The sequence below is a fragment of the Halobacteriovorax sp. RZ-2 genome, assembly GCF_043196685.1.
Taxonomy (GTDB): Bacteria; Bdellovibrionota; Bacteriovoracia; order Bacteriovoracales; family Bacteriovoracaceae; genus Halobacteriovorax_A.
Window position 1 is genome coordinate 94,285 of the sequence record NZ_JBEBMR010000002.1, and the last position, 23,295, is coordinate 117,579.

The window sequence follows — 23,295 nt, forward strand, 5'->3', positions numbered from 1 at the left end:
TTATGTCTAAAAGCCTTATTATAACGCAAAAATAAAGAATGTAATAGTCTTAGTTCTGTTAAGAGAAAGGCCCCTGAATAGGGGCCTAATTTACTTAGTTATTTTCGATATACGATTTAAGAAGTTTCGCACGTGAAGGATGTCTTAGCTTGCGAAGCGCTTTGGCTTCAATCTGTCTAATACGTTCACGAGTTACGAAGAAGTCCTGTCCAACCTCTTCTAGAGTGTGGTCAGATTTTTCACCGATACCAAATCTCATTCTTAGAACCTTTTCTTCTCTTGGTGTAAGAGTTGAAAGTACTGAACGAGTTTGCTCAGATAATGTAATACTCATTACAGCATCTGCTGGTGAAATAATTTTCTTATCTTCAATGAAGTCTCCAAGAGATGAATCTTCTTCTTCACCAATTGGTGTTTCTAGAGAGATTGGCTCTTTCGAGATCTTTTGAACTTTCTTAACTTTATCTACTGGCATTTCCATTTTCTCAGCAATTTCTTCTGGAGTAGGTTCACGCCCAAGTTCTTGGATAAGTTGTCTTTGAGTTCTTACCATTTTGTTGATTGTCTCAATCATGTGAACTGGGATACGGATTGTTCTTGCTTGGTCAGCAATGGCACGAGTAATGGCCTGACGAATCCACCAAGTTGCATAAGTTGAGAATTTGTAACCACGACGGTACTCAAATTTATCAACTGCTTTCATAAGACCGATGTTACCTTCCTGAATAAGATCTAGGAATTGTAGACCACGGTTTGTGTATTTCTTAGCAATTGAAACAACAAGTCTTAAGTTAGCTTCAACTAGTTGGGCCTTCGCACGGTCAGCTCTTTCTTCACCATTCGTGATAATCTTGTAAACTGTTTCGATATCATCAAAGCTCATTCCAGCTTCTTGAGATAGTCTTCTTAGTTTTCTAAGAATATCTTCTTGGTTACGAACTAGTTGCTCTACCTTTGCATCAGTTGTGTAAAGCTCTTTTGCGAATGCACGCTTAAATGCATCATCTTCCATGATCTTCTCATGTAGGTCACGGTAAGCTTCAATTGTTTCAACTTCTAGGAACTTAAAGATACGATCTTGTTGTTCGTAAAGGTCTTTGAATTGAAGGTAGTATTTCTTAACTGGCTCAACGAAGCTATTAATGATCTTTCTATTGAAAGTAAGGTCTGCAAGTTCAGTTGCAATAGCATCCATTTTTGTTTTTTCAGTTTTAGAAAACTTATCAAGAGTTCCATCATCTTCGTTAAGTGCAGAGTCATAAATTTCTTTAAGCTCGTCACAAACCTTAATGATTGTCTTCTTAACTTTATCAACGTCTTTTTGAGTCGATTCATCATCTAAACCACGGACAAGCTCTCTTACGAACTCTGTTGGGTTTTCTAGTTCATTGATTCTATCTTTTAGCGTGATAATTTCTGCAATCGCGTGAGAAGACTTTAGTGATGAAAGAATAATTTCTCTTTCACCTTCTTCAATTTCTTTTGCGATAACAACTTCGCCTTCTCTTGTAAGAAGGGCAACAGATCCCATTCTCTTTAGATATAATTTTACAGGATCAGTTGAGGCACTTCTAAGTTCAGCTCTCTCTTCTTTCGAAAGCGTTTCTTCAATAATTTCAGTACCGTCAAGTTTGATTCCTTCATCTTCCTCTTCAACTTCGGCTTCAGTAACTTCAATTTCTGATTCACTGATAGCTAGCATAATGAGGTCAAGTTCTTCAGGAGCAATTAAGCTTGCTGGGATAGCATCGTTAATTTCTTCTGGAGTCAGGGAGTCTTGATCCTTACCGCGTGCGATAAGTTTTTCGAAACCCTTCGATTTTAAAAATTGTGCAGCACTTGACATGTTTGGTTTCTCCAGTCTTTTACTTTTTTAAAGCATGAAGCTTTTTACGGATTTCAATAATCTTTGTATTCAACTCAGTAAGCTCAGTTTGAGTGGTAACATTTCCTTTCTCTATAACTAAGCGATCACTTTCTTCTTCTAGACTAACTCTTTCAAGTTTTGCTTTGAGGTCCTTAATAATTTTAACCGCTCTCTCTTTTTCTAGTTTGATTCCTTTGTATTTATTTCTTATGCCATCATCTATAATTTCATGTAGGCCGTACTTGGAAGAACTCGAAAGCGCAAAATTTTTAAATTCCCTCTCATCTATTTCAAAGATTAAATTTTTCAGATTTAAAACATACTCTTTTACCCTATCTGAGTGCATAAAATCAAGCAGATCGGTCATTTCATCATACTCAAGACAATCTGGATGTTCAACGATAGCAAGCAGTAAAGTCTTCTCTGTACGTGAGATTGGAGCCTCTACTTCATCCATTATTGGCATCTCGTTTGCATCACTTTCAACAAAGCTTGCCATGTAGTCTTCGTCATACTCTGGAGCATGCATTTCCATCGGAGGTGTCTCTTCGACAACGGCCGGCTTAAAGGTCTGAGATTTCTCGTCTTTTAAGAAATTTTCATAATTCTCAATGATGCTTTCTTTACTCGATTCGAGGTTTAGCTGCTTTGCCCACCCAACGAGTCTTTCAATGGCATTAAGATCTTTTCCAAGAGGAGAAACAAGATCAAAGGCCTGTCTTAGCAGTGCCAATTTCTCATCGAGTATCTCAATCTTGCGATCCGGTAGTATTTTTGAAAATTCATAATCAATGAACGGAACCGCATTATCGATTCTATCTTGATAAGCTATGATGCCTTCCTTTTCCAGGAAGTCGTCTGGATCTTTATGGGGATTTAGATCGACAAACTTAGGTATGATTCCAGATTCTAGGAATTGGCGATTTGCCCTCTGAGAAGCCTTAAAGCCAGCTTCATCATTATCGAGGGAAAGATAAATATTCTTTGTCATGGACTTAAGCGTACGAAGAGAGTTGTCGCCAAGGGCCGTCCCCATGATTGCGACACTATTTTCAAAACCCTTCTTGTAGTTTGCAATTTGGTCCATATTTCCTTCAACTATAATCACGCTATCGCGCTTTCTAATGAATGATTTTGCAAGATGGAGGCCATAGAGTAGGTTTCTCTTATTAAAGATGAACGACTCTATAGAATTCATGTACTTAGCGTGTTGATATTCATGAATTCGTCGGCTAGTGAAGCCAATAACTTTACCGTAGTGGTCCCAAATCGGAAACATTATGCGCTCACGGAAAGTATCATAATGGGACTTATTATCAGCGTTATACTTAACGATTCCAATTTTCAGGGCCGCTTGAAGAATCTCCCCGCGATCCTTGGCCGGAAGTGAACAGATATAGTCATAGATACTATTCTTCTTTGGCGCAAAACCGAGCTGATAGAGGTCGGCGATCTCATTGCTCAAATGACGATTCTTTAAAAAGTCTAAGTATTGCTCTGGCTTTAGATTACGTCCCGATTGGAAGTAAATAGTTGTAGCGACCTTCAGAATTTTTTCAGCATAAATGAACTCTTTCGACTTTTCTTTTGTATTTGTGTAGGAGTCGAAATCGATGCCAAATTTATCACAGATATCCTTCATGGCCTCGATGAACTCCATACTTTGGAGATTCATAACGAAGTCAAAGTGACTGTGGCCAGCACCACAAGAAAAGCATTTATAGATTTTCTTGTCGTTAACAACAGACATGGAAGGATTTGTGTCATCGTGGAAAGGGCAAACTCCGTAAAGGTTATTACCTTTGCGAACTAAGTGCACACCATAGCGCTCGATTAAATCAGAAATCGGGATCTCATTGACGATCTTTTCGCGCAGTCTTTGTAATGACATGTGTGTGACTAACCTAGCTTTTTATTTTGCTTTCTTGGATTTTAGAACAAAAGCTTTAATATTTACACCTTGCTCGATAAATATTTTCTCAAACTTTGTTTTAAATTGGCAAAGTAGGTGATCCGGAGCATCGTTCCATAGATCTTTCGTCTCAAGCTCAAGCTCAAAGAGATCTTGTTTCTCGATAACTTCTTTCATCCACTCTGCATAACCATCATGATCCGTCTTAACAAAGAAGTATCCACCTGGCTTGATTACTTTATATGCCCTTTCTAGGAAAGGAAGTTGAAAAAGTCTCTTCTTGTGATGACGGGCCTTAGGCCATGGATCAGGGAAGAAGTAGAAAACTTTATCTAACTCATTTTCAGCAAATAGGTGCTCAATTCTTTCACCCTTAGCTCTTAAGTATTTAAAATTGCGGTAAGGAAGTGACTTTAGCTTCTTTGCTAATGCGTAACTTCTCTTAAAGCGATAATCCAGACCAACAAAATTCTGATCTCTATAAGCATCACAATATTGTAGCATAAAGTGGCCATAACCAGTTCCGATCTCAAGGCACAGTTCACCATCTTGCGAGAACACCTCTTTATTCCACTTACCAGAGTGAACTTCAGCTTCTTCGTCTCTTAGAACAAATTCATTAAATTCTTCTAACTTATCGTGGTAAGGGTTGCGGTGCTTGTACTGGAAGTCCTTAGCAAATGACTTGTCTTGGTCTTGGTCGTACGCAAATGGATCGTTTGTCGCTTCTTGAGCGTCTGATTTTACTGGCAACTTATACTCCTAAATGATTATTGCACCTAGTTATCAAATTGAAGGCGCTCAGGCAAGGCTTTAAAACCTTTATACAGGCTTTTGTAAGGAGTTTCGTAAATAAATATTAGGGATATTTAAGTATTAATTTACTCAAAAGCTTTAGAAACTGTAGTATGAAGTTTATTTTGCACCTATTTCTTATATTTCTCTTCTCACAAGCGGCTCATGCTTTCGATGCAATGAGAAGAGGGCCAGCTTCAGTTGCCCCAGCTCCCATCTATAAAGAGCACGAAGTTAAGATTCTCCAAGGCCATTATCGCCATCAATACTTTCGCTATTTCTTAGAAGAGATACTAACTCTTTCACGTAATGATTTTGGTGACTTTAAAGTGACGGCACTTGATTGCGGTAACGAAAAGGAATGTGTGAACTCAGGTGCCTATAAGAATGGAGATATCATCTATTCTCCATCTGAGAATTGGGACCTCTCAGGTTTCAAAAAAATTGAAGCACCTATTTTGTCAGGCCTTATGGGGCTTCGCTTACCTGTTTACGAGTATAAGGATCGTTTAAAATTTGAAGCAATTAAGTCTCCTGAAGAGTATAAGAAAAAACGAGTTTCATTTAATAAGAATTGGCGTGATTATAAAATTCTAGAAAAGTATAAATTCAAATTGATTGCAGTTGATACCTTTGATGATATCTATGGGGCCTTATCTGACAGTCGCGCTGATTATACGCTTAGAGGAGTGTCGGAAGCCTTCATTGAAATTATTAATCAAAAAGAAAACCTCTTAATCGATACGAAGAACTTTATCTATTATCGTTATCCAGTTTATCTCTATGTACGAAAAACAAATAAACGACTTTATCGCGCTCTCATATCGGGAATGAAGAAGATGGAGAGTCAGTCATATAATAATTTTACTAAGAGTTTTGTAGGCCAGAATCTTGTTTTGGATGAAGCTGAGAGTTGTAAGATCTACAATGTGAATACAGAAGTCGTCCAGGTGTTAAAGCAGTGTGAGCTTAAGGGGCTTATTGAAGCTGTTGCCAACTTTAATCGCAATTAGCCCTTTAGCATTTGCTCGATAATTCGTGCTGCTTTTTTAGCTTCTTGAGGGTTCTCAAGGCGCTTTTGAATGAGCTTTTGAAGTTGCTCGACCTCTTGTTTTTGCTGTGTTTTAGCTTGAGAGGTAGTAGGTGCTGCGTTTTCACGTGAGTCAGCACCTTTATATAAGTGTGTATATTTTTTTACACCCATGAGATTTCCTAAGCAGCCGCTTCAGCTACACCTTTTTTCATTGTAGAAACTCTTTTCATATGTTCTTCAATGACTTCATATAATTCTAATTTTGTTGAATATGGATCCATGCCTTCTGGCATTGTTGAATAAATTACTTCGTTGTTGATTTCTGCAAAGATAAACCAGTTGTTACCTAGTTTTTGAAAAAGAACTTCTGTACCTTTGTGTTGAATTGTCATAAACCTTCCTCCTGAAATAGTTTTGCAGTCCTTGCTAAAACAATGACACTAACTTTATCGTCCCTTTAATTTTTTCTTTTAAAAAATTATGAGCATTATTTATGAACGGAAATCTTTGCCGATAGGCCCAAGATACTAGTAACGATAGGTGAATCCAACGTTGTAACCAAACGTTCCTTCAAGATTTGTTGAAATTTGATTGTCTGGCCATAATTGCGAATTTACAAATTGACCATCTGACTCAAGTGTTGATGGAAGACGGATGTCGATAACTGGCCCGTGATAGAGGTAGAAAGAAGGGGAGTCAAAAATCTTCTTATGGGATAGGTTGACTGAAAGTCTTATATTAAAGAAGAGGCCACTAAAAAGTTTTTCCTCTGCTAAGCTATTGGTTTGATCGTCTTGGTTCACAAAACGTCTTTGGTAATTAAGCCCAACTTGTAGCATTGATTCAATTTCAAAATATTGTCTTTTGTGAAATGTGTAAGAAACGACAGGCCCAAAAGTATAGTGAATATTACTTTCTGTTGTAAAAATATCTCCACTTAATCGGTACTCCGCTTGTCCCGTTGTGATACCGCCAAAGAAGCCGTAGTAGAGACGGTTTCCATCATCAAAAGTAGCTGGACTTAAGTACTTAATGTTAAGGCTTCCTTCAAACCCAGTACTTTCTTGTTGAATTTCTGAGTTATAAGCGTAGCGAGAAGAAACTCCCTTTTTGAAGATAAGATCAAATTGAGCACGATTAAGTGGGCGTCCTTTTAGGGGATATTCATCAGGGAGCGGCTCTGCGATAACATAATCAGTCGGATCATTTTTTACATAGATCGTATGACCTAAATCTTCTGACTCATTATTTAAAATAAGCTTAATGAAATCTTTTCGAATATAGGCCTTTCGCCCATCTCTTGTCAGTGTGACGTAGTAGGCTTCTTCATTTAAATAGTTTGGATGTAAGTAGAGCTTTGTCCCTTTTCTTAGCTTCATAAGTATGATGCCATCTTCATTTGGCTTACTTATGACTGGGGCCTCATGAACACGAATAATTCCATCGGTGGCAAAAACCGATGTTGTTAAAAGCATTATAAATAATAGCTTTCTGATCATATTGAAACCTCAAATTCTTTCCCAATATTGATACTAATGGCAGTTGCTGAATTGTCATTGGTAAGATTTGCTGCTGGGAAATTTACATTTGAATCAAATGCATAATTTTGCTTTTTAAGATCTAGGCCAATGAAGTACTTGGCGTAGTTGTAATTAACATTGAGGCCAAAGGAATCAATTGTATAGCCAACTTTTAAATCATTTATCGTAGCTGATGTATAAAGTGATCTTTGCGCACTTAGGCCGGCCGCAAGAAATGATTTTTCATTAATGTAATAGCGATACTCTGTTCTTAGGCCAACAGAAAAAGATGTGAATTGAACTTCTTGGCCACTATTTTGAGCAAGATATTCAGCGCTAAGAAATACTGGAATATTTTCGAAAGTCTCGACTCCTGCTTCTGCAGCAATAGTTGTACTTGATAAAGATATATTATCTAAAAAAAAGTTTGGAGTAGAGCTGCCTAGTCCTGCTCTAAGCTGTGTGTAAGTATGGATTTGTTTTTTATCGTATTCGATGGCCTTAAACTTTGTTTGGTCAAAAGGTGTGAACTTCTCATTATTAAAAGTTAAAATCGTTTCAAGGTGATCAAGGTTTGTACTTAATGTAACGTACTTCACATTATCTTCACTACCGTCACTAGGTAAGATGAAGAAGTAGCGTGAGCCAGGAGAGACTTCTTTTGTACGAATAATTGTATTCTTCTGAATACGGTAATAGCTCTTGCCATCAAGTGATTCGATTAAAGAGTTTGCTAGAATTACACTTCGAAAAGTCTTGGCCCTGAGGTTATTTTTTATATACTTAAAACGTGGCTTTGCCTTTGTTTTAACTTTTTCTTCTTTCTTGCTGATTCTTCTAAGATCCTCAAATAGCTTATCTGAAGAGGCTTGAGCAAAACAAAGCTTCTGAGATAAAAGGCCAATGATAGTAAGAGTAATTAGTCTAGACATTCAAGAGCCTTTTGAAATGCGATGAAGTTACTTTCGTATTTAAAGTCTTTCTTTGTTACTTGATCAAGTGGCACCCACTTAAATCCTTGGTGCTCTTGAGGGGAGATTGTGATCTCTTTTTGATTCGTTCTTGCAAGAAAACAATACTCTGTCACATCCTTATTCCAACGGTCATGAAACTCAAATTTTTGATCAATTTCGACAATCTCAGCTTCATTAATTGAAGTTTCTTCAAGTAGTTCGCGCTTGGCCGCATCAAAAATATCTTCTCCAGGGTCAACAGATCCTGTTACATTCTGCCAGCCAAAACCACGATCCGCCTTCATTTCTAATAGAAGGATTGCTCTTAAATCGTTGTGCATGGTGACAACTTGAACCTTTTTATGACGCGTATTCATAGGTTTATTATAGCAAAAAAATTTAATTTCAATGCCTTGGGCAAATTTGGAGGTTAATTTCTTTAATTTGTCTTACATTCCGTTCATTTTGCATCGCAAATTTTTGTCGATTCCCGTGGTTTTTGGTAGATTATTGCGATGGATTTAATGCGAATTATCAATACATTAACTTTGGCCCTACCGGGCTTTCTTTTAGCTATCTCATTTCACGAGTTTGGTCACGCTTGGATGGCCAGAAGATATGGTGATGATACGGCCGAGAGAATAGGTCGACTAACCCTTAACCCAATTCCACACGTTGATCTTGTGGGAACAGTTATCTTTCCTATGGTCGGTATCATGCTTGGTGGTGTTCCTTTTGGTTGGGCCAAGCCTGTCCCTGTTGATGTTCGTCGCTTTAAGAATATGAAGTCAGGTATTTTTTGGGTAAGCTTTGCAGGCCCAGGTGCAAACCTGATTCTTATGGTTTTATCAGCGCTATTCTTTGGAATGGTCTATGCCTATGTTCCATCGACGTTCTCATTAAAGACGCAATTTATGGATATGCTTCAGTACTCGGTATTTATTAATATCCTACTGGCGGTCTTTAACTTAATTCCGTTTCCTCCACTTGATGGATCGAAAATGGTTGCAGCTTATTTAGATTACAACTCAGCACGAAAATATGAAGAGCTTCAAAGATTTAGTTTTATTTTTATTCTAATTCTTTGGTTTACACCAATCTTCGGTTACATGATCAGACCGGTTATGAGCTTAGGAATGGTATTAATGAATACTTTTGCAGGTATTCTCTCTTAATTTGTTAATTGAGGGATTTGAGGGAATTAACACATGTTAGACACAACGATTAAGGTTAAAACGGATACATTTGATGGTCCACTTTCACTGCTTTTGCTTCTTATTCAAAAAGAGCAAATGTCGATTAAGGAATTAGACCTTACGAAAATTACTAAGCAGTACTTAGACTATCTTGCGAATATGAAAGAGCTTAACTTTGATATTGCGGGTGACTATCTATTCCTTGCTGCTACATTAGTTCTTCTAAAGTCAAAAAATGCAGTTACAGAAGAAGAGCAGGCAAAGCTACAAAACCAACTAGGTGCAGAAGGCTCTTTAAATATCACTTCTCATGCAGAGCTTGTTCGCCGTCTTGAAGAGTTAGCACTCTACCAGAAGATGGGACAAAAGCTTTTAGAACTTCCTCAAACGGGCAAAGATATCTTTGTTAAACCAAAGGTAAATCGCAAGGAAATTGTTAATTCAATTCTTACACCGATGCAGTTAGAGAAGTTAACGGATACAATGATTGACTTCATATTCCGTCAAAATCGTAAGTACACGGTTATTAAGCGTGACCGTTTATCGATTAAAGAGAAATTAGAGTTCTTAAAGACATATCTACAAGTAGGACAGAAAACGAATTTAGAAGAACTACTTGAAAACGATAGTAATAGCCGTATGGCAACGACAACAGGTGAAGATACTGCAAAGATGTCTGCAGATGGTAAGAATACAATTGATAACGTTGTTATTACTTTTATCTCACTTCTTGAGCTAGCAAGGCTTAAGCGTGTTCAGGTTTTCCAAAATGAGAGCTTTGGGCAAGTTTATGTTGATGTCGTTAAAACACTTGATGACTTCGACGTAACTCAGGCCGATGGTTTTGAAGACGAGAATGAATCAAAAGATAAGATCGATACACAAGAATTAGAAAATATGGAACAAGTAGCGCACTAATCGCTACTTAGAGAGAGCACACAAATGGAAGAGAACACAACAGTTACTGAAGCAAATCTAGAGTTTCTATCAACAGATGAAGAGATGGTGGAAGAGTTAGAAATGGCCCTTATGCCAACTGATGAAGACCTAGAGTTTCCAGAGGAGTACTTAAAGCTCGAATCTGACTTTGCCGATGAGAAGATGCAAGAAGATAAGCTTTGGAAAGCTAGAACTGGACTTAATGAAGAAACAATCTGTGGAGCAATTGAAACGATTGTATTCATGAGTGATAAGCCTGTACCATTAATGAAGATTAAGTCATTAATTGATGAAGATATCCCTCTACGTGTTGTTCACGAGGCAATTACTCGTCTTCAAGATGAGTACGAATTAAAGCACCACGGAATTCGTCTACAAGAAGTTGCAAACGGTTACCAGTTTAGAACGAAGGCAACATTCTCTAAATATGTTCAAGACCTATTTAAGATTAATGAATTAGTACTTTCTCCAACAGCTCTTGAAGTACTAGCAATCATTGCTTATAAGCAGCCGGTTTCAAAAATTGATGTTGAAAAAATTCGTGGGGTTGATAGTTCTCACATTGTTCGTGGTCTAATGGATAAGAGACTTGTTAAAGTTATTGGCCGTTCTGAAGAAGTTGGACGCCCGGTTCTTTATGGGACAACTCCTGAGTTCTTAGAAGTATTTAACCTTGCAAATATTGACCAATTACCACCAGAGCATGAGCTAGCTGAAATTGCTACTCAAGGTGTAGGGAAAATTGAAGATATTAAGACTCTTGTAAACGCTGATCTAGCATCACGTTTTGATCAAGATGAAATTGAAGAACTTGATAATATCGCAATGTCGATTAAATCAATTGATTCAGAGACAGCATTTACTAAATCTCTTAAGGTTCAAGAAAGAAGACGTAAGTCTGCTAAAACAGCTGAGGGCGAAGAAGTAGCTCCTGTTCTAACGGCATTTGATCTTTTAGAGCAGCATCTAGATAATTCTCTTGTAACTGGAGCTAATAAAGAGTCTGCAGAGTCTGAAGTCTTTACTGCTATCACATGTCCAGAGGTTGTTGGCGACTTAACAAAAGGCCCATTTAATATCCCTGAAGAAGAGGAAGATGATTTTGAAATGATCGATCTTGATTCAGGTGAAGTTATTAAAGATATGACAGTAGAGGAAGCACTTGAAGAAGTTGCGGACGCTATTCTTTCTTCTGAGAATACAGAAGCTCAAGAAATTGTAATCAACGAAGAAAATGATGAAGCGGACATTGAAGCTGCTGCAGAAGAAGTTGAAGAAATTGCAATTATTGATGAGTCTAAGTCTGATGAAGAGGCCGATCATCTAGCACAGGCACTTGATGATGCTTTTGCTAAATTATTTGGTGGAGACTCAGCTCTTCCTCAAGATGAGATGGATGTTGACCTTGATGACAGTATCAATGAAACAACTCAAAATTTAATTAATGGGGCCAAAGACCTAGATCTTGACCTTAATTTCTTAAATAACAAGGACTTAGGGGATTCTGAGTCTCATATTGAATAAGAAATAATTACTTAAATACTTGTAAAAGCTTACGTTTAGTTCTATTTAGACGTAAGCTTTTTCTTTATAGCTTTTAACCGCCGTGATGGCAGATAGGAGAGTCAAATGTCTAAATTAGTACGTTTACAAAAATTTATTGCAGATTGTGGGATCACTTCACGTCGTAAGGCCGAAGACCTAATCGTTCAAGGACGTGTAAAGGTTAATGGTATTGCTATTCGTGAACTAGGAACTAAGGTTGATCCATCTATTGATGCTGTTGAAGTTGACGGTAAGGCCGCCGACCTTGGTTCAGTAGAAAAAATCTACATGATTATGAATAAACCTCGTGGAGTTATGACAACAGTTAATGATCCAGAGGGAAGAGAAACTGTTATTGATCTTTGTAAAGAGATCAGTGAGAGAATCTATCCAGTTGGCCGTCTTGATTACCTTTCAGAAGGTCTTCTGCTAATGACGAATGACGGAGATTTCGCAAATCTTGTTATTCACCCAAGCTCTGAAATTACTAAGGTGTACGAGGTAAAAGTTTTTGGTGCGATCAATGAATTCCTACTTAAGAAATTAAGAGCAGGTGTTTATATTGATGGCGTAATGACAAAGCCACAAGCTGTTCGTGTTATTAAGCAGCTAGAAACAAAAACTTGGCTAGAGTTTAGAATCAATGAAGGTAAGAACCGTGAAATTCGTCGTATGTGTGAAGGTGCTGGTCTTACTGTTGATAAGCTAAAGCGTGTTGCTATTGGTGGACTAACTGTTGAGGGGATTGCTCCTGGCTCATACCGCCTTGTTAATAGAAAGAACTTATTAAATGCTATTGGAATTGATATGGCAGGAAATAAGACGAGAGATGCTGTTGAGTATATCTCAAGTAAAAAGTCTGTAAACTTAAAGAAGAAAGGTCACCAAGGTTGTACAGCAGCCGATGATAAGGCCTTTACTAAGTTTAGAAGAGAGACTTACTTCAAATCGATTAAAGAAATTGCTGAAACTAAGAAGGCAAAAGAGAAAGAGATTAGAAGACAGGCTTACGAAGAGAAGGAAGCAGCATTCAAGAAGAGACAAAATAAGAAAAAGGCTCGTCTTGCTAAAAAAGAAAATCAACAAAAACATACTCACGTCGAATTTGTTAAATAAAAAAAGCCGCTTTAAGCGGCTTTTTTATTTGGTACTCTTAATTTAATTCTTGAATATCTTCAATACGATCAACTCGATCATCAATTCTTAGATCTTCACCTGTTCCTCTAATATAGCGGTTCAAGTACTCAAGTTGATTATAGATTTCTTGGTAGTTATTTGTTCCGATTCTTAAGTCCACAAGTGTCTCAGAGTCATCAACAATATAGACATCGAGGTAGAGATACTTCTCAATATCATCTTTAGGAAGAAGTTCCACTAGAAGTTGCATAATATATTGTTCATTATTCATTCTTCTTAGTTTAGATGTGAACTTATCGACCTTCTCATTATATGGCATGTCACTATGAATGATGTCATAGAAGTACTTTGCAAGTTTCTTTGTCTTCCTTTGATACTCGTCCTCTGGTACATCAAATGGATGAAGCCTAGAGTCCTTATCATGACTTGTTGAGCGAATAACTCTCTTCCCTCTGAGGTGCTCTGCTAGGCGATAGCGGAACTCTTCAAATGGGATCTTGTTCAGATAAGAGAATGCTTCTTTTTTCAATATCATCGTAACTCTTGAATTGAAGTTAACGTATCGTTTTTCCTTTGGAATACGAGCAATGACTTCATCGCGAATAAGAGAAGGTAGGATACCCTTTAGAATTCTCAAGTATCTTCTTTGCTCTAGTCTTCTAAATTCATTATCGATGCGATTAAAGTTCATTCCAACATTTAAAAATTTATGATCACTATGAGAAGAAGTTAGCCCGAAATAAGAGAGGATCTCTTTTTCCTTAGTATCAAAAATCTCAATGGAAATCTTAGACTCTTTAGTCTTCGTATAGTTAGGGTAGTAGAAAGCTACCGTGGAACCATCGAGTCGTTCAAAATTAAATCGATTGTTAACATAGTGGCTCTTTGCACTTAATTTTAAAATATCAAGATTAAGCTGAATTCCTGACGATTTTGATTTGTATCTATTGTGTCCTTTAAAGACTCTTTCCACCCTTGGGCTTTCTTGGCCTTCGTCAACTCTGGCAATACGGTCAACATCTTCAAGGTTAACGACATAGTACTTATCAAGTAGATCTGAGTTTAATGATTCAGCAAAGAGTTTGGCCTCTTTAAATTTAAAGACATTATTAAATAATCTATCGTAAACCTTTCTAACCTCGTCATCTTTTAGATTAAAGACATAGTCGGCAAGAATGATATTACCTTTTGTGCGGGAAGCATCGAGTTTAAACCAGTCGAGTTTATACTCATAATCAACTTCTTGTCCTAAGATTTCAAAGCTAACAAGTTCGATGGCAAACCGACTCTTAAAGCTTAGTCCTGAAGTTTTCTTCTTTTGTGCGATAATCTTAACTCTTACTTTCTGATCTTCGAGCTTATATACCTGAATGAGAAAGTCTCCGGCCATGGTGTAAAAACCTGACAGGCCAGTATTTAGTAGAGGAATTGCATTATTGTAGCTAAACCCTGTTGTTAATGCCATTGAGGCCGGTATGGAGATAAAGTCTCCTGGATTTAGTTCATCGACATATTTTGAGCGAATTGGGATTTTTGCCACATTAAAAGGCAGGGCCTTCATCGCATCAGTTTTCTTCTCAAATTGTCTTGAAATGACAACTTCGTTATTACGATCAAGCTTAAGAAAGAAAGGTGTCTGCAGTTCTGGAAAGAATGCATTCTTCGTGTCGTGATGAATTCTGAAATTGAATTGATCGCGACGAGTATAGTTTCCTTGAATATAGGACTTTTCTACTTCGTATTCGTACTTACCTCTAAGAGAGAGTCCGTCTGCGATATTGATTTTGAAAATATCCACATCGAGACTGATCTTCAAACTATTGAAAGCATCAATCAGCTTACGATTAATATTCTCTTTTGAAAGGTGATCTCTAAGAAAATACTTAAATTTCGAATATACACCTGGTGAGCTGTCTTGAATGACTTCTTCAGGAGCGGGGACGTTACTGGTCTGCGGCTGCTTCGCTGCAAAGCTCATCGACGTAATTAGGATAATTGTCAGTGTTTTTAACCTACTCATGTCTATGACTAATATCATAATAAATATTTGAAAAGTCGTTGAATGTAATACTTATAAGTATGAACAAAGTGTAAACATTTTTGATGGACTACCTACTTTGTTGAGAATTTTCTTAAAGCGTTTAATTTATGTGGCACTTAATTGGCAAGTATTGAATATTATTGGCCTTCAATCCAATAGATTTTCTTTGGGGAAAATATAAGCTTTGACACAAATGAGCGTAAAAAAAAAATCACAAGCGCCGATAACTAACTAGATATATTAAGTTTAAATAGAGAATCAAAACTTTTTTTATTTGCGGGGAAAAATAAGGTCGCTATTTGGCAAAATTTCCTGGTGATATATTAGTTGAAGATTATTGAGTAGGAGAAAGAGTATATGGAAGATCTTAAAAAGTTTTCTTTTTTAATTGTGGATGACATGAGCACAATGAGAAAGATCGTTAAAAAGTTACTGCGTGATTTAGGGGCCGATAGATTTGTTGAGGCCGTTGATGGAAAAGATGCTCTTAAAAAGATTGTAGAGAATAAAGGTGGACCAAACGAGATATCATTTATTATTTCTGACTGGAGTATGCCAAATGCTACAGGACTAGATCTTTTAAAAACTATTAGAGGTAGTGAGAATTTTAAAGAAATGCCATTCGTTATGGTAACTGCCGAACAAGATGTTGCTCAAATTCAAGAGGCTATTGCTAGTGATGTTGACGGCTATGTAATTAAGCCATTTGATCAAGCATCTTTTAAGAAGAGGTTGGCCCTGGCCATGAAGAAAAGGTTTCCACAAGGTTAATAGGAGGCTTTCATGGGTATGGTAGAGAGAATTACAAAATCTCACTTCTCAGTTTTGGCCTTCTCGGGCGATATCGATCAAGACTGTGTCAAGTCATTGTCGATGATCTTTGATGCGATATTAGAGGATGAGAAAGATAAGTTAATAATTTTAGATTTTAAGAGCGTTGAGTATGTTTCTCCAAAAATTTATAACGAAATTTTTAGGTTATTCAAGTCAGCTGAAGAGAAGTCAATTTTAATATATACAATTAATGCACGCTCTAAACTTATTAGAGAACTCAAGAGTGATTATGTTGATGAACGATTCAACTTTACTGATTCGATTTCAAAAAGACTACAAGAGCTAAATCTTAAAAAGAAAAGAATTGAGTTAGACGTAAACTTTGTAAACCCTTTTATTCAAGCGGCAATTGATACTTTTGGTGTTCAGGCAAATTTAAAAGTATTGCCAGGAAAAGTTTCCAAAGCAAAAGATTTTGAAAGCTATGAAATTGGGTTGATTGGTTCCATTGATGTTCAAAATGAGCAATTTAATGGAAGGCTTCTTATTTGTTTCCCAGATATTGTTTTCATCAATATTTATAACCAAATTTTTGGTGAAGACTATACTGAGCTTAACGACGATGTGAAGGATGCTATTGCAGAGTTTACAAATATTACCTTAGGACAAGCAAAGGCCAATTTGAATCAAAATAGAGGGATTGTTATTGATCGAGCAATTCCATCGGTTTTACTTAGAGAGAACTTTTCTGAGATTGATTTAGGTAAATATGAGTCTCTTATGATTCCACTTGCGACAAAAATGGGCTCTTTTTATATCTACATTCTACTAGGGGCAAACGAATAATTAAGGACTTGTAAAAAAGCGAACATGATCAATGTCATGAAACTAAGATTATTTATAGAAATTTACAGTAAGCCTCTAAAAACATTAATTAAATAAAAATATTGTCCGAATAATGAAGAGATATTAACACAAAAGACAAGATGTGATTATGGATGAGTTTGAATTAGAATTAAAGATGGATTTCCTTGAAGAAGCAGTACAGCTTCTTGAAGACTGTGAAGAATCTTTCCTAGAATTAGAATCTGGTGTCGATAATACAGATGAGCATATTGATAAAATTTTTCGACTCGCTCACAACCTAAAGGGAACATCAAGAGCAGTTGAGTTCAGTGATGTTGCAGAGTTTACTCACGAGATGGAGGAACTCATCCTAAAGGTTAAGAAGGGTGAGGTTGATATTTGTGCTGATGTTATTGATGTTTTCCTCAAGTGTTCTGACCATTTAAATAATATGATCTCTGCTCTTAGAGATGATATTGATGCTAAGTTTAATTCAGACGATATTATCCAGTTAATTAAAGATGTCTCTAGTGCTGATGTTGAGCATGATGATCTTAGAATCTCAAATATTCCTGATGAAGCAGAGTTTGAAGCTAGTGCACATGAAGAAGAACAAGACGAAGAAGAGCACGACGATTTCGAAGACCAGGAATTACAAGGTATCCTCGATAATGAGGAATCTGTAAGTTTTGAAGAGGAAGTCGTTGCTGAATCACGCCCAAGTGAATCAGATATCAGTGACCTCGATCGTATGTTATATGGAGAGTCTTTTGATTCAACAGAAGAAGTGAAGCCTGTTGAAGTGGCCGCTGTTGCAAGTGGACCAAATGATCTCGATGCACTTATGAATGAGTCGGCTTCTCCAAAAGAAGCTCCTGTAGCAGATAATGTTGTAAGTTTAGAAACTGCTGCAAAAAAAGAAGAAAAGAAGCCTGCTGTTGCTGCTGCACCAAAGAAGCCAGCAAAACCAGAAGAGACGATTCGTATTGGTATCAGTCGTGTTGAAAAGCTTAATAACTATGTTGGAGAGCTTGTTATTCTACAAACTGTACTTAGTGAATGTAATGATCTCGTAGCTGATGAGCATGTTAGAAAAAGTGTTAGTCACTTATCAAAGATTACCAAAGAAATTCAAGATATTTCAATGAAGATGAGAATGGTTCCGCTTAAGACGACATTTTCAAAACTTCAAAGAATTGTAAGAGATACTTCAAAAGCACTTGGTAAGAAAGTTAATCTTACTATTGTTGGAGAGGAGACAGAAGTTGATAAGAATATTCTTGAGCAACTTTCAGATCCTTTAGTACACATCGTAAGAAATGCTGTTGACCACGGGCTTGAAAAGAGTGTTGAGGATCGAAAAGCTGTTGGAAAGTCCGATGCTGGAGAGATTCAAATTAAGGCATATCACGAAGGGAATAGCCTTGTTATTGAAGTTGTAGATGATGGTAAGGGAATCGATCCTGATATTATAAAGAATAAGGCCATTGAAAAGGGCGTTATTAAGAATGCTGACAAATTAAGTGATCAAGATGCGATTAACTTAATTTTTGCACCAGGTTTTTCAACAAAAGAAGCGGTAAGTGAAATTTCTGGCCGTGGAGTTGGTATGGATGTTGTTAAAAAGAATATCCAAGATATTTCAGGAGCCGTTGAAGTTAAATCTGAAGTAGGCTCAGGTTCTGCCTTTAGAATTAAGCTTCCTCTGACAATGGCAATTATCGAAGGAATGGTGACAAGAGTTAGTGACGAAAACTACGTCGTCCCACTTAACCTAGTTCACGAAACTGTTTCTGTTACAGAAGAAAATTATAAGAAAGTAAATAATGTTGGTGGCTGTATTGTTCTAAGAGGACAAGTCCTACCTGCATTTAGGCTAAGTAAACTTTTAAAACATAATGTTAAAGAGCCTTCGGTAAATGAGATTGCTCTTGTTGTAAGAACTGAAGATATGGATTTTGCAATCGTAGTCGACGATGTTCTTAGACGTCAGCAAGTTGTTATCAAGAGTCTTGGGAATGATATTAAGAATACTCAAGGTTTTATGGGAAGTTCGATTCTTGGAAATGGACGACCAGCTCTAATCTTAGATTTAAAAGAACTTGTTGTTAATAAAGTAAGTAAAACGAAAGGCCAAAGACCAGTAAGTAACGCGGCGTAATTAAAATATATAACTTGATATGTGGGGATAATATGGAAAATGAAACAACTGATGTAACAAAAAGATACCTAGAGTTTAAACTTGGAGATGAGCACTATGCAATTCCACTTCTGCAAGTTAGAGAGCTAATCTCTGTTCCTGAAACAACTAATGTACCTTTTAGTCCAACTTATTATGTAGGGATCATGAACCTACGTGGACAGGTTATTTCAATTATTGATCTACGTACTCGTTTAGGTGTTAAGCCAGCTGAATCAAATGAAGAAGCAGTTATTATTGTGGAATTTGGACAGCTTTGCTTAGGAATTGTTGTGGATAATATTTGTAAGGTTCTTTCAGTAGATGAAGAACAAATTCAAGAAGTAGCTTCAGTAGAAACGAAGAAACGTGATCGACTGAATAGAGTATATCGCAATAACGAAGCATTAATTCAATTAGTTGATCTTGAGTCAATTTTAAACATCGATGAAATTAATGGCCTTGTAAAGAAAGCTGCTTAGTAGAGAATGGTGCCTATAAGCACCGGGGGAAAGTAATGAAACAGACAAAAATGTCAATGAACAAAAAAACGATTCTAAGTTTTCTTGGTATCTTTGCAATGTTTGGTATAGGACTGGCCATTTCAATTTACTCTTACTATGGACTAGTTGAAAGTTTAAAAGATACTGTACAGAGAGACCTTCGAATGAAAGATTCGATGAGAACATTTGCAGCAAATCTTGGTGAACAAATATCGAATGAAAAGCAGTATGTCATTTCACAAGACCCTGGTGCCGCAAAGCGCTTTTTAGAGCTAGGAAAGATCAATAAAGAAATCTTTGAAAGTATGCAGAGGCTAGATGTTGACTATGCTAATGAGGTTCAATGGGATGAGCTTTCTAAAAATTATAAAGAACACTCTAAAAACTTTGAAAACACACGTGAAACTCTGAAAAAAGAAGGAGACTCTAAGAGTGGCCTTAGAGGTGAATTACGTAGCTATGCTCATGACATTGAAACTAAGATCAAAAAATATGACTTGAACCCAAGTTTTATGATTTCTCTTTTAACGCTTCGTCGTCATGAAAAAGATTTTCTTTTAAGAAGAACAAAGAAATATGTAGAAAAAGCTCAAAAAGAAGGTCTAAAAATAAAGAAAGAGTTAGTTGCTCGTAAATATAAGCAATATGTTTACAACGATGTAACTAAATCTGTAGATAGTTATATTCGTTCATTTAGTAAATTATATGAAAACCAACTTCTTCTTGAAAAGTATAGCCAAATCGCAGTTTCTGGAACAAAGAAGATCTTTAAAAATATTCAGGATAATGTTGAGTTAATTGATAGAAAGACTGAAGAAAAAATTGAGTCAAGTACTGCTCTTGAAGAGAAGATTAGCTTCTATATCCCAATCCTTTTTGCGATTATTGCAGCATTTGCATATGGTTTCCAATACAACTTCTCTAAGTCAATTAAGAAGATCATTGGCCTTAGTGAGAGACTTCGTGACTCATCACAAGTTACTGAAAAGTCTTCAACTAATATGAGCATGGCTTCATCAAAAGTGTCATCATCTGTAACTCAACAGGCAAGCGCTATTCAAGAAACAGTAGCGACCCTTAATGAAATTACTGCAATGGTAAATAAGAGTGTTGAGAATGCTAAGGTATCAAGCCAGAAAGCAGACGAGTCTCAACGTGTTGCCCTTCAAGGGAAGAGCGCTGTTAATGAAATGGTTGAGGCCATTGGACAAATTAACGGCAATAACGAAGATATTATGAAAGAGATGAATCGCAATAACGAAGAAATCGTAAAGATTGTCGATGTTATTAATGAAATCTCTGAAAAGACTAAAGTTATCAACGATATTGTGTTCCAAACAAAGCTTCTCTCTTTTAACGCTTCAGTAGAGGCGGCCAGAGCTGGTGAGCATGGTAAGGGATTTGCAGTTGTTGCAGAGGAAGTAGGAAACCTTGCTCAAATGAGTGGGAATGCTGCTCTTGAGATTGAAGAGCTACTTGGTGGATCAATTAAAAAGGTTCAATCAATCGTTGATGAAACTCAAGTGAATGTAAAAAGACTTATTTCTGAAGCACAGACAAGTATCACTAAGGGTGTAGATGTTTCTGAAAACTGTGGAAAGATCCTAGATAGTGTTGTTGAAAATGTTGATGCTGTAACAAAAATGATGACTGAGATCTCAACTGCTTCTGAGGAGCAAGCTGAAGGAATTAATAATATTTCGGATGCAATGAATGAGCTTGATGAAGTAACACATACTAACTCGACAATTGCACAAGAAACTTCTGGCTTTGCAGAAAGTTTATCTGAGCAGACGTCAATTCTTAATGGAATTGTTGAAGAGCTAGAAAGTGAGGTCTTAGGTAAGATTCAAAACCTTTCAGTTGATAGAAATGCATTAATCGATTCGATCTCATCGACACCAGTTAAGTCTCATACTGTAGCAAAGAAAGAGGTTGTTGAAGACTTTCCTGTCTTTGAAAAGACACCGGTTGCTGAAGTTGTAAAACGCGAGCCTGCTAAGGTCGTTGCGAAGGCTGAGCTAGTAGCTGATGATATGGGATTTGATGATCCAGTACTAGAAGTGGATTCTGATGAATACCCAAGTGAGAACGATGCTAGGTTTGATAAGGCCGTTTAAAAATAATTAATTTAAATTAGGAAGAGATTGAATGAGTAATCTTGCTAGAAGTTATATTGAAATAGCTCAAATGATGTCACAGGAGACAGGGACACACTTTACAGCGCAAAATGATGCAATGGTAAAGTCCCGTATTGACAAGAGAATTGTCGAGCTTCGTTTAAAAGATGCTGATGAGTACTTAACGTTAATTAAATCTCCGGGTAGTCAGGAAAAGACTGAGCTAATATCACTTCTGACAACGCATTATACGTTCTTTATGAGAGAGAAAAATCAATTTGATTTTATCATCAAGTCCCTTCCTAAGATGGTTGAACGAGTAAAAAATAGTGGGCGTGACACATTAAAGATTTGGTGTGCGGCCTGTAGCAAGGGTGATGAAGTTTATAGTCTTGCTATGATTCTTAAAAAACATATCAAAGAGATTGATCCTAGCTTTAAATTTGAAATTATTGCAACTGACATTTGTGAGAAATCAATTAAGCACGCAAAGAAAGGTGTTTATTACTGGAAAGAACTTCAGAAGGTTCCTAAGGAATATCTCGAAGGCAATTGGTATCGCGGTAGCGGCGAGATCGCACCCTTTGTTAAAGTCAGTGATGATCTTAAAAAATTTTGTAAATTTAAGGTTCATAATTTAATAGATCAAAATAGTTCTGAGTATCGTGACAAATACGACCTGATTCTATGTCGTAATGTCTTTATCTACTTCAATGAAGAACAAATTGATAAAGTTATCAAAAAGTTCTCAAATTGTGTCACAAATAAGGGATATCTTTTAATTGGGATTTCTGAAACCTTAAGACGACATGAAGGCTTCCAAAGTCTTGGTCAGTCAATATATTTTAAGACGAATCATGAAACAAAAAGAAGTCTTAGAGTGAAAGAAGCTCAGGTGAAGAAGATTCTCATTATCGATGACTCTGGTACTGTTAGAAAGCTAATTAAGAAGTGTCTTACAGGTGATCCAGGATATGAGGTCGTTGGTGAAGCTGTCGACGGACAAGATGGATTAGAAAAGATTAAAGCACTTAAGCCAGACGTTATTACCTTAGATATTAATATGCCAAAAATGAGCGGGCATGATGTTCTTAAAAATCTACCAAAGGATCAGTCGCTACAGGCGATCATGATTAGTTCTGTAAGCAAGAGCGATGGTGATATCGTAATGAGATGTCTTGAAGATGGTGCGTTTGATTATTTAAAGAAGCCATCTTTTGACGATATCTTTAAATTCAAGAAGGCCTTACTAGAAAAAATTGACCTTGCTTATCATAGTATTGTTAAGTCAAAGAGACAAAAGCTCACAAGCTGGGTTGGGTCTAACAACTTCGATTTCTCTGGAAGTCAGTTAATTACAATTGGTGCCTCAACAGGAGGGACGGAAGCGATTAAGCAACTACTAATGCGCTTCCCAAAAGAGTTTCCACCAGTTCTTATAGTTCAACATATACCTCCAGTATTTTCGACAGCATTTGCTAATCGTCTAAACGAGTTATGTCCGTTTGACGTCGTCGAAGCAACAGACGGTGAAGAGGTAAGGCATAATACAGTCTATATTGCTCCAGGTGGAATCCATATGGGAGTTGTTGGAAAGAGTAAATTAATGATCAAGTTAGACAGTGAAACTCCGATATATTCTGGACACCGTCCAAGCGTTGACTACTTATTCGAAAACCTTGCCCAACTTAAAGGGCATCGAGTAACAGCAGCACTTCTAACGGGAATGGGAGCAGATGGGGCCAAAGGGCTTCTTAAATTGAAAGAGAATGATACTTTCACTATTACACAAGACGAGGAAAGTTCAGTTGTTTATGGAATGCCAAAGAAAGCATTTGAATTAGGTGCTTCATGTATTTCACTACCGCTGGATAAAATCACTGAGCAAATCTTAACGAGAGTTGCGAAGAAATAGAATTTTGAGGGAGTTTGAGG

The 23,295-nt window shown here is 36.9% G+C and carries 20 protein-coding genes and 1 pseudogene; 11 read left to right on the forward strand and 10 right to left on the reverse strand.

The genetic code is table 11. The features are described 5' to 3' along the window. Positions 1–94: 94 nt before the first annotated feature. From rpoD to trmB, 4 genes and pseudogenes are all read right to left on the reverse strand, one after another. Positions 95–1,531, reverse strand: coding sequence for an RNA polymerase sigma factor RpoD (gene rpoD / locus ABMA78_RS06480; RefSeq protein WP_232215063.1), 1,437 nt, complete (start codon positions 1,529–1,531; stop codon positions 95–97). After that, positions 1,505–1,846, reverse strand: a pseudogene (locus ABMA78_RS06485) (RNA polymerase sigma factor region1.1 domain-containing protein); the annotation flags it as partial. The pseudogene ABMA78_RS06485 and the gene rpoD, both read right to left, overlap by 27 nt. A 19-nt stretch (positions 1,847–1,865) precedes the next feature. Beyond that, complete coding sequence (dnaG, locus tag ABMA78_RS06490) at positions 1,866–3,758, reverse strand: DNA primase (RefSeq protein ID WP_392858188.1); 1,893 nt, start codon at positions 3,756–3,758, stop codon at positions 1,866–1,868. A 21-nt stretch (positions 3,759–3,779) separates the two neighbouring features. After that, a complete protein-coding gene (gene trmB / locus ABMA78_RS06495) occupies positions 3,780–4,532 on the reverse strand; it encodes a tRNA (guanosine(46)-N7)-methyltransferase TrmB (RefSeq protein WP_392858191.1) in 753 nt (250 codons plus the stop codon). A gap of 155 nt (positions 4,533–4,687) precedes the next feature. Here trmB and ABMA78_RS06500 point away from each other — a divergent pair, with 155 nt between their 5' ends. Continuing rightward, positions 4,688–5,587, forward strand: coding sequence for a hypothetical protein (locus ABMA78_RS06500; RefSeq protein ID WP_392858193.1), 900 nt, complete (start codon positions 4,688–4,690; stop codon positions 5,585–5,587). Here the strand turns inward: ABMA78_RS06500 and ABMA78_RS06505 are convergent. The 5 genes from ABMA78_RS06505 to ABMA78_RS06525 form a co-directional block, all read right to left on the reverse strand. Further along, a complete protein-coding gene (locus tag ABMA78_RS06505) occupies positions 5,584–5,778 on the reverse strand; it encodes a hypothetical protein (protein ID WP_392858194.1) in 195 nt (64 codons plus the stop codon). The two genes, ABMA78_RS06500 and ABMA78_RS06505, sit on opposite strands and share 4 nt — an antisense overlap. Positions 5,779–5,786: 8 nt before the next feature. Then, positions 5,787–5,999, reverse strand: a complete 213-nt coding sequence (locus tag ABMA78_RS06510) for a hypothetical protein (RefSeq protein WP_392858197.1) — start codon at positions 5,997–5,999, stop codon at positions 5,787–5,789. A gap of 135 nt (positions 6,000–6,134) precedes the next feature. Then, a complete protein-coding gene (locus tag ABMA78_RS06515; RefSeq protein ID WP_392858199.1) occupies positions 6,135–7,106 on the reverse strand; it encodes a hypothetical protein in 972 nt (323 codons plus the stop codon). Then, a complete protein-coding gene (locus ABMA78_RS06520; RefSeq protein ID WP_392858201.1) occupies positions 7,103–8,059 on the reverse strand; it encodes a hypothetical protein in 957 nt (318 codons plus the stop codon). The genes ABMA78_RS06515 and ABMA78_RS06520 overlap by 4 nt, the downstream gene beginning before the upstream one ends. Continuing rightward, on the reverse strand, positions 8,047–8,457 hold the full coding sequence (locus tag ABMA78_RS06525; protein WP_392858203.1) for an NUDIX domain-containing protein: 411 nt from the start codon (positions 8,455–8,457) through the stop codon (positions 8,047–8,049). Before ABMA78_RS06525 ends, ABMA78_RS06520 begins: the two co-directional genes overlap by 13 nt. A gap of 138 nt (positions 8,458–8,595) precedes the next feature. On the opposite strand from ABMA78_RS06525, the gene ABMA78_RS06530 reads away from it, so the two are divergent. From ABMA78_RS06530 to ABMA78_RS06545, 4 genes are all read left to right on the forward strand, one after another. Continuing rightward, on the forward strand, positions 8,596–9,255 hold the full coding sequence (locus ABMA78_RS06530) for a site-2 protease family protein (protein ID WP_392858205.1): 660 nt from the start codon (positions 8,596–8,598) through the stop codon (positions 9,253–9,255). Between the two features lie 33 nt (positions 9,256–9,288). Then, complete coding sequence (locus ABMA78_RS06535; RefSeq protein ID WP_392858206.1) at positions 9,289–10,194, forward strand: segregation and condensation protein A; 906 nt, start codon at positions 9,289–9,291, stop codon at positions 10,192–10,194. A gap of 24 nt (positions 10,195–10,218) precedes the next feature. Beyond that, a complete protein-coding gene (gene scpB / locus ABMA78_RS06540; RefSeq protein ID WP_392858208.1) occupies positions 10,219–11,739 on the forward strand; it encodes an SMC-Scp complex subunit ScpB in 1,521 nt (506 codons plus the stop codon). 105 nt (positions 11,740–11,844) lie between these two features. Then, entirely contained in the window at positions 11,845–12,876 is a 1,032-nt protein-coding gene (locus ABMA78_RS06545) for a pseudouridine synthase (RefSeq protein WP_392858210.1), read from the forward strand. A gap of 37 nt (positions 12,877–12,913) precedes the next feature. Here the strand turns inward: ABMA78_RS06545 and ABMA78_RS06550 are convergent, their stop codons facing one another. Further along, the gene (locus ABMA78_RS06550; protein WP_392858211.1) at positions 12,914–14,917 is read right to left on the reverse strand and encodes a hypothetical protein; all 2,004 of its coding nucleotides are present in this window, start codon (positions 14,915–14,917) and stop codon (positions 12,914–12,916) included. Positions 14,918–15,295: 378 nt separating this feature from the next. On the opposite strand from ABMA78_RS06550, the gene ABMA78_RS06555 reads away from it, so the two are divergent. The 6 genes from ABMA78_RS06555 to cheB all read left to right on the forward strand — a co-directional run bounded on the left by ABMA78_RS06555 (position 15,296) and on the right by cheB (position 23,275). After that, on the forward strand, positions 15,296–15,709 hold the full coding sequence (locus ABMA78_RS06555; RefSeq protein WP_103217672.1) for a response regulator: 414 nt from the start codon (positions 15,296–15,298) through the stop codon (positions 15,707–15,709). Positions 15,710–15,721: 12 nt separating this feature from the next. Further along, a complete protein-coding gene (locus ABMA78_RS06560) occupies positions 15,722–16,558 on the forward strand; it encodes a chemotaxis protein CheX (RefSeq protein WP_392858214.1) in 837 nt (278 codons plus the stop codon). A gap of 148 nt (positions 16,559–16,706) precedes the next feature. Next, positions 16,707–18,719: a chemotaxis protein CheA gene (locus ABMA78_RS06565; protein ID WP_392858217.1), complete on the forward strand. Its 2,013-nt coding sequence runs from the start codon at positions 16,707–16,709 to the stop codon at positions 18,717–18,719. A gap of 32 nt (positions 18,720–18,751) precedes the next feature. Next, on the forward strand, positions 18,752–19,219 hold the full coding sequence (locus tag ABMA78_RS06570; protein ID WP_392858218.1) for a chemotaxis protein CheW: 468 nt from the start codon (positions 18,752–18,754) through the stop codon (positions 19,217–19,219). Positions 19,220–19,254: 35 nt separating this feature from the next. After that, the gene (locus ABMA78_RS06575; protein ID WP_392858219.1) at positions 19,255–21,360 is read left to right on the forward strand and encodes a methyl-accepting chemotaxis protein; all 2,106 of its coding nucleotides are present in this window, start codon (positions 19,255–19,257) and stop codon (positions 21,358–21,360) included. Between the two features lie 31 nt (positions 21,361–21,391). Further along, positions 21,392–23,275, forward strand: a complete 1,884-nt coding sequence (cheB, locus tag ABMA78_RS06580) for a chemotaxis-specific protein-glutamate methyltransferase CheB (RefSeq protein ID WP_392858221.1) — start codon at positions 21,392–21,394, stop codon at positions 23,273–23,275. Positions 23,276–23,295: the final 20 nt, after the last annotated feature.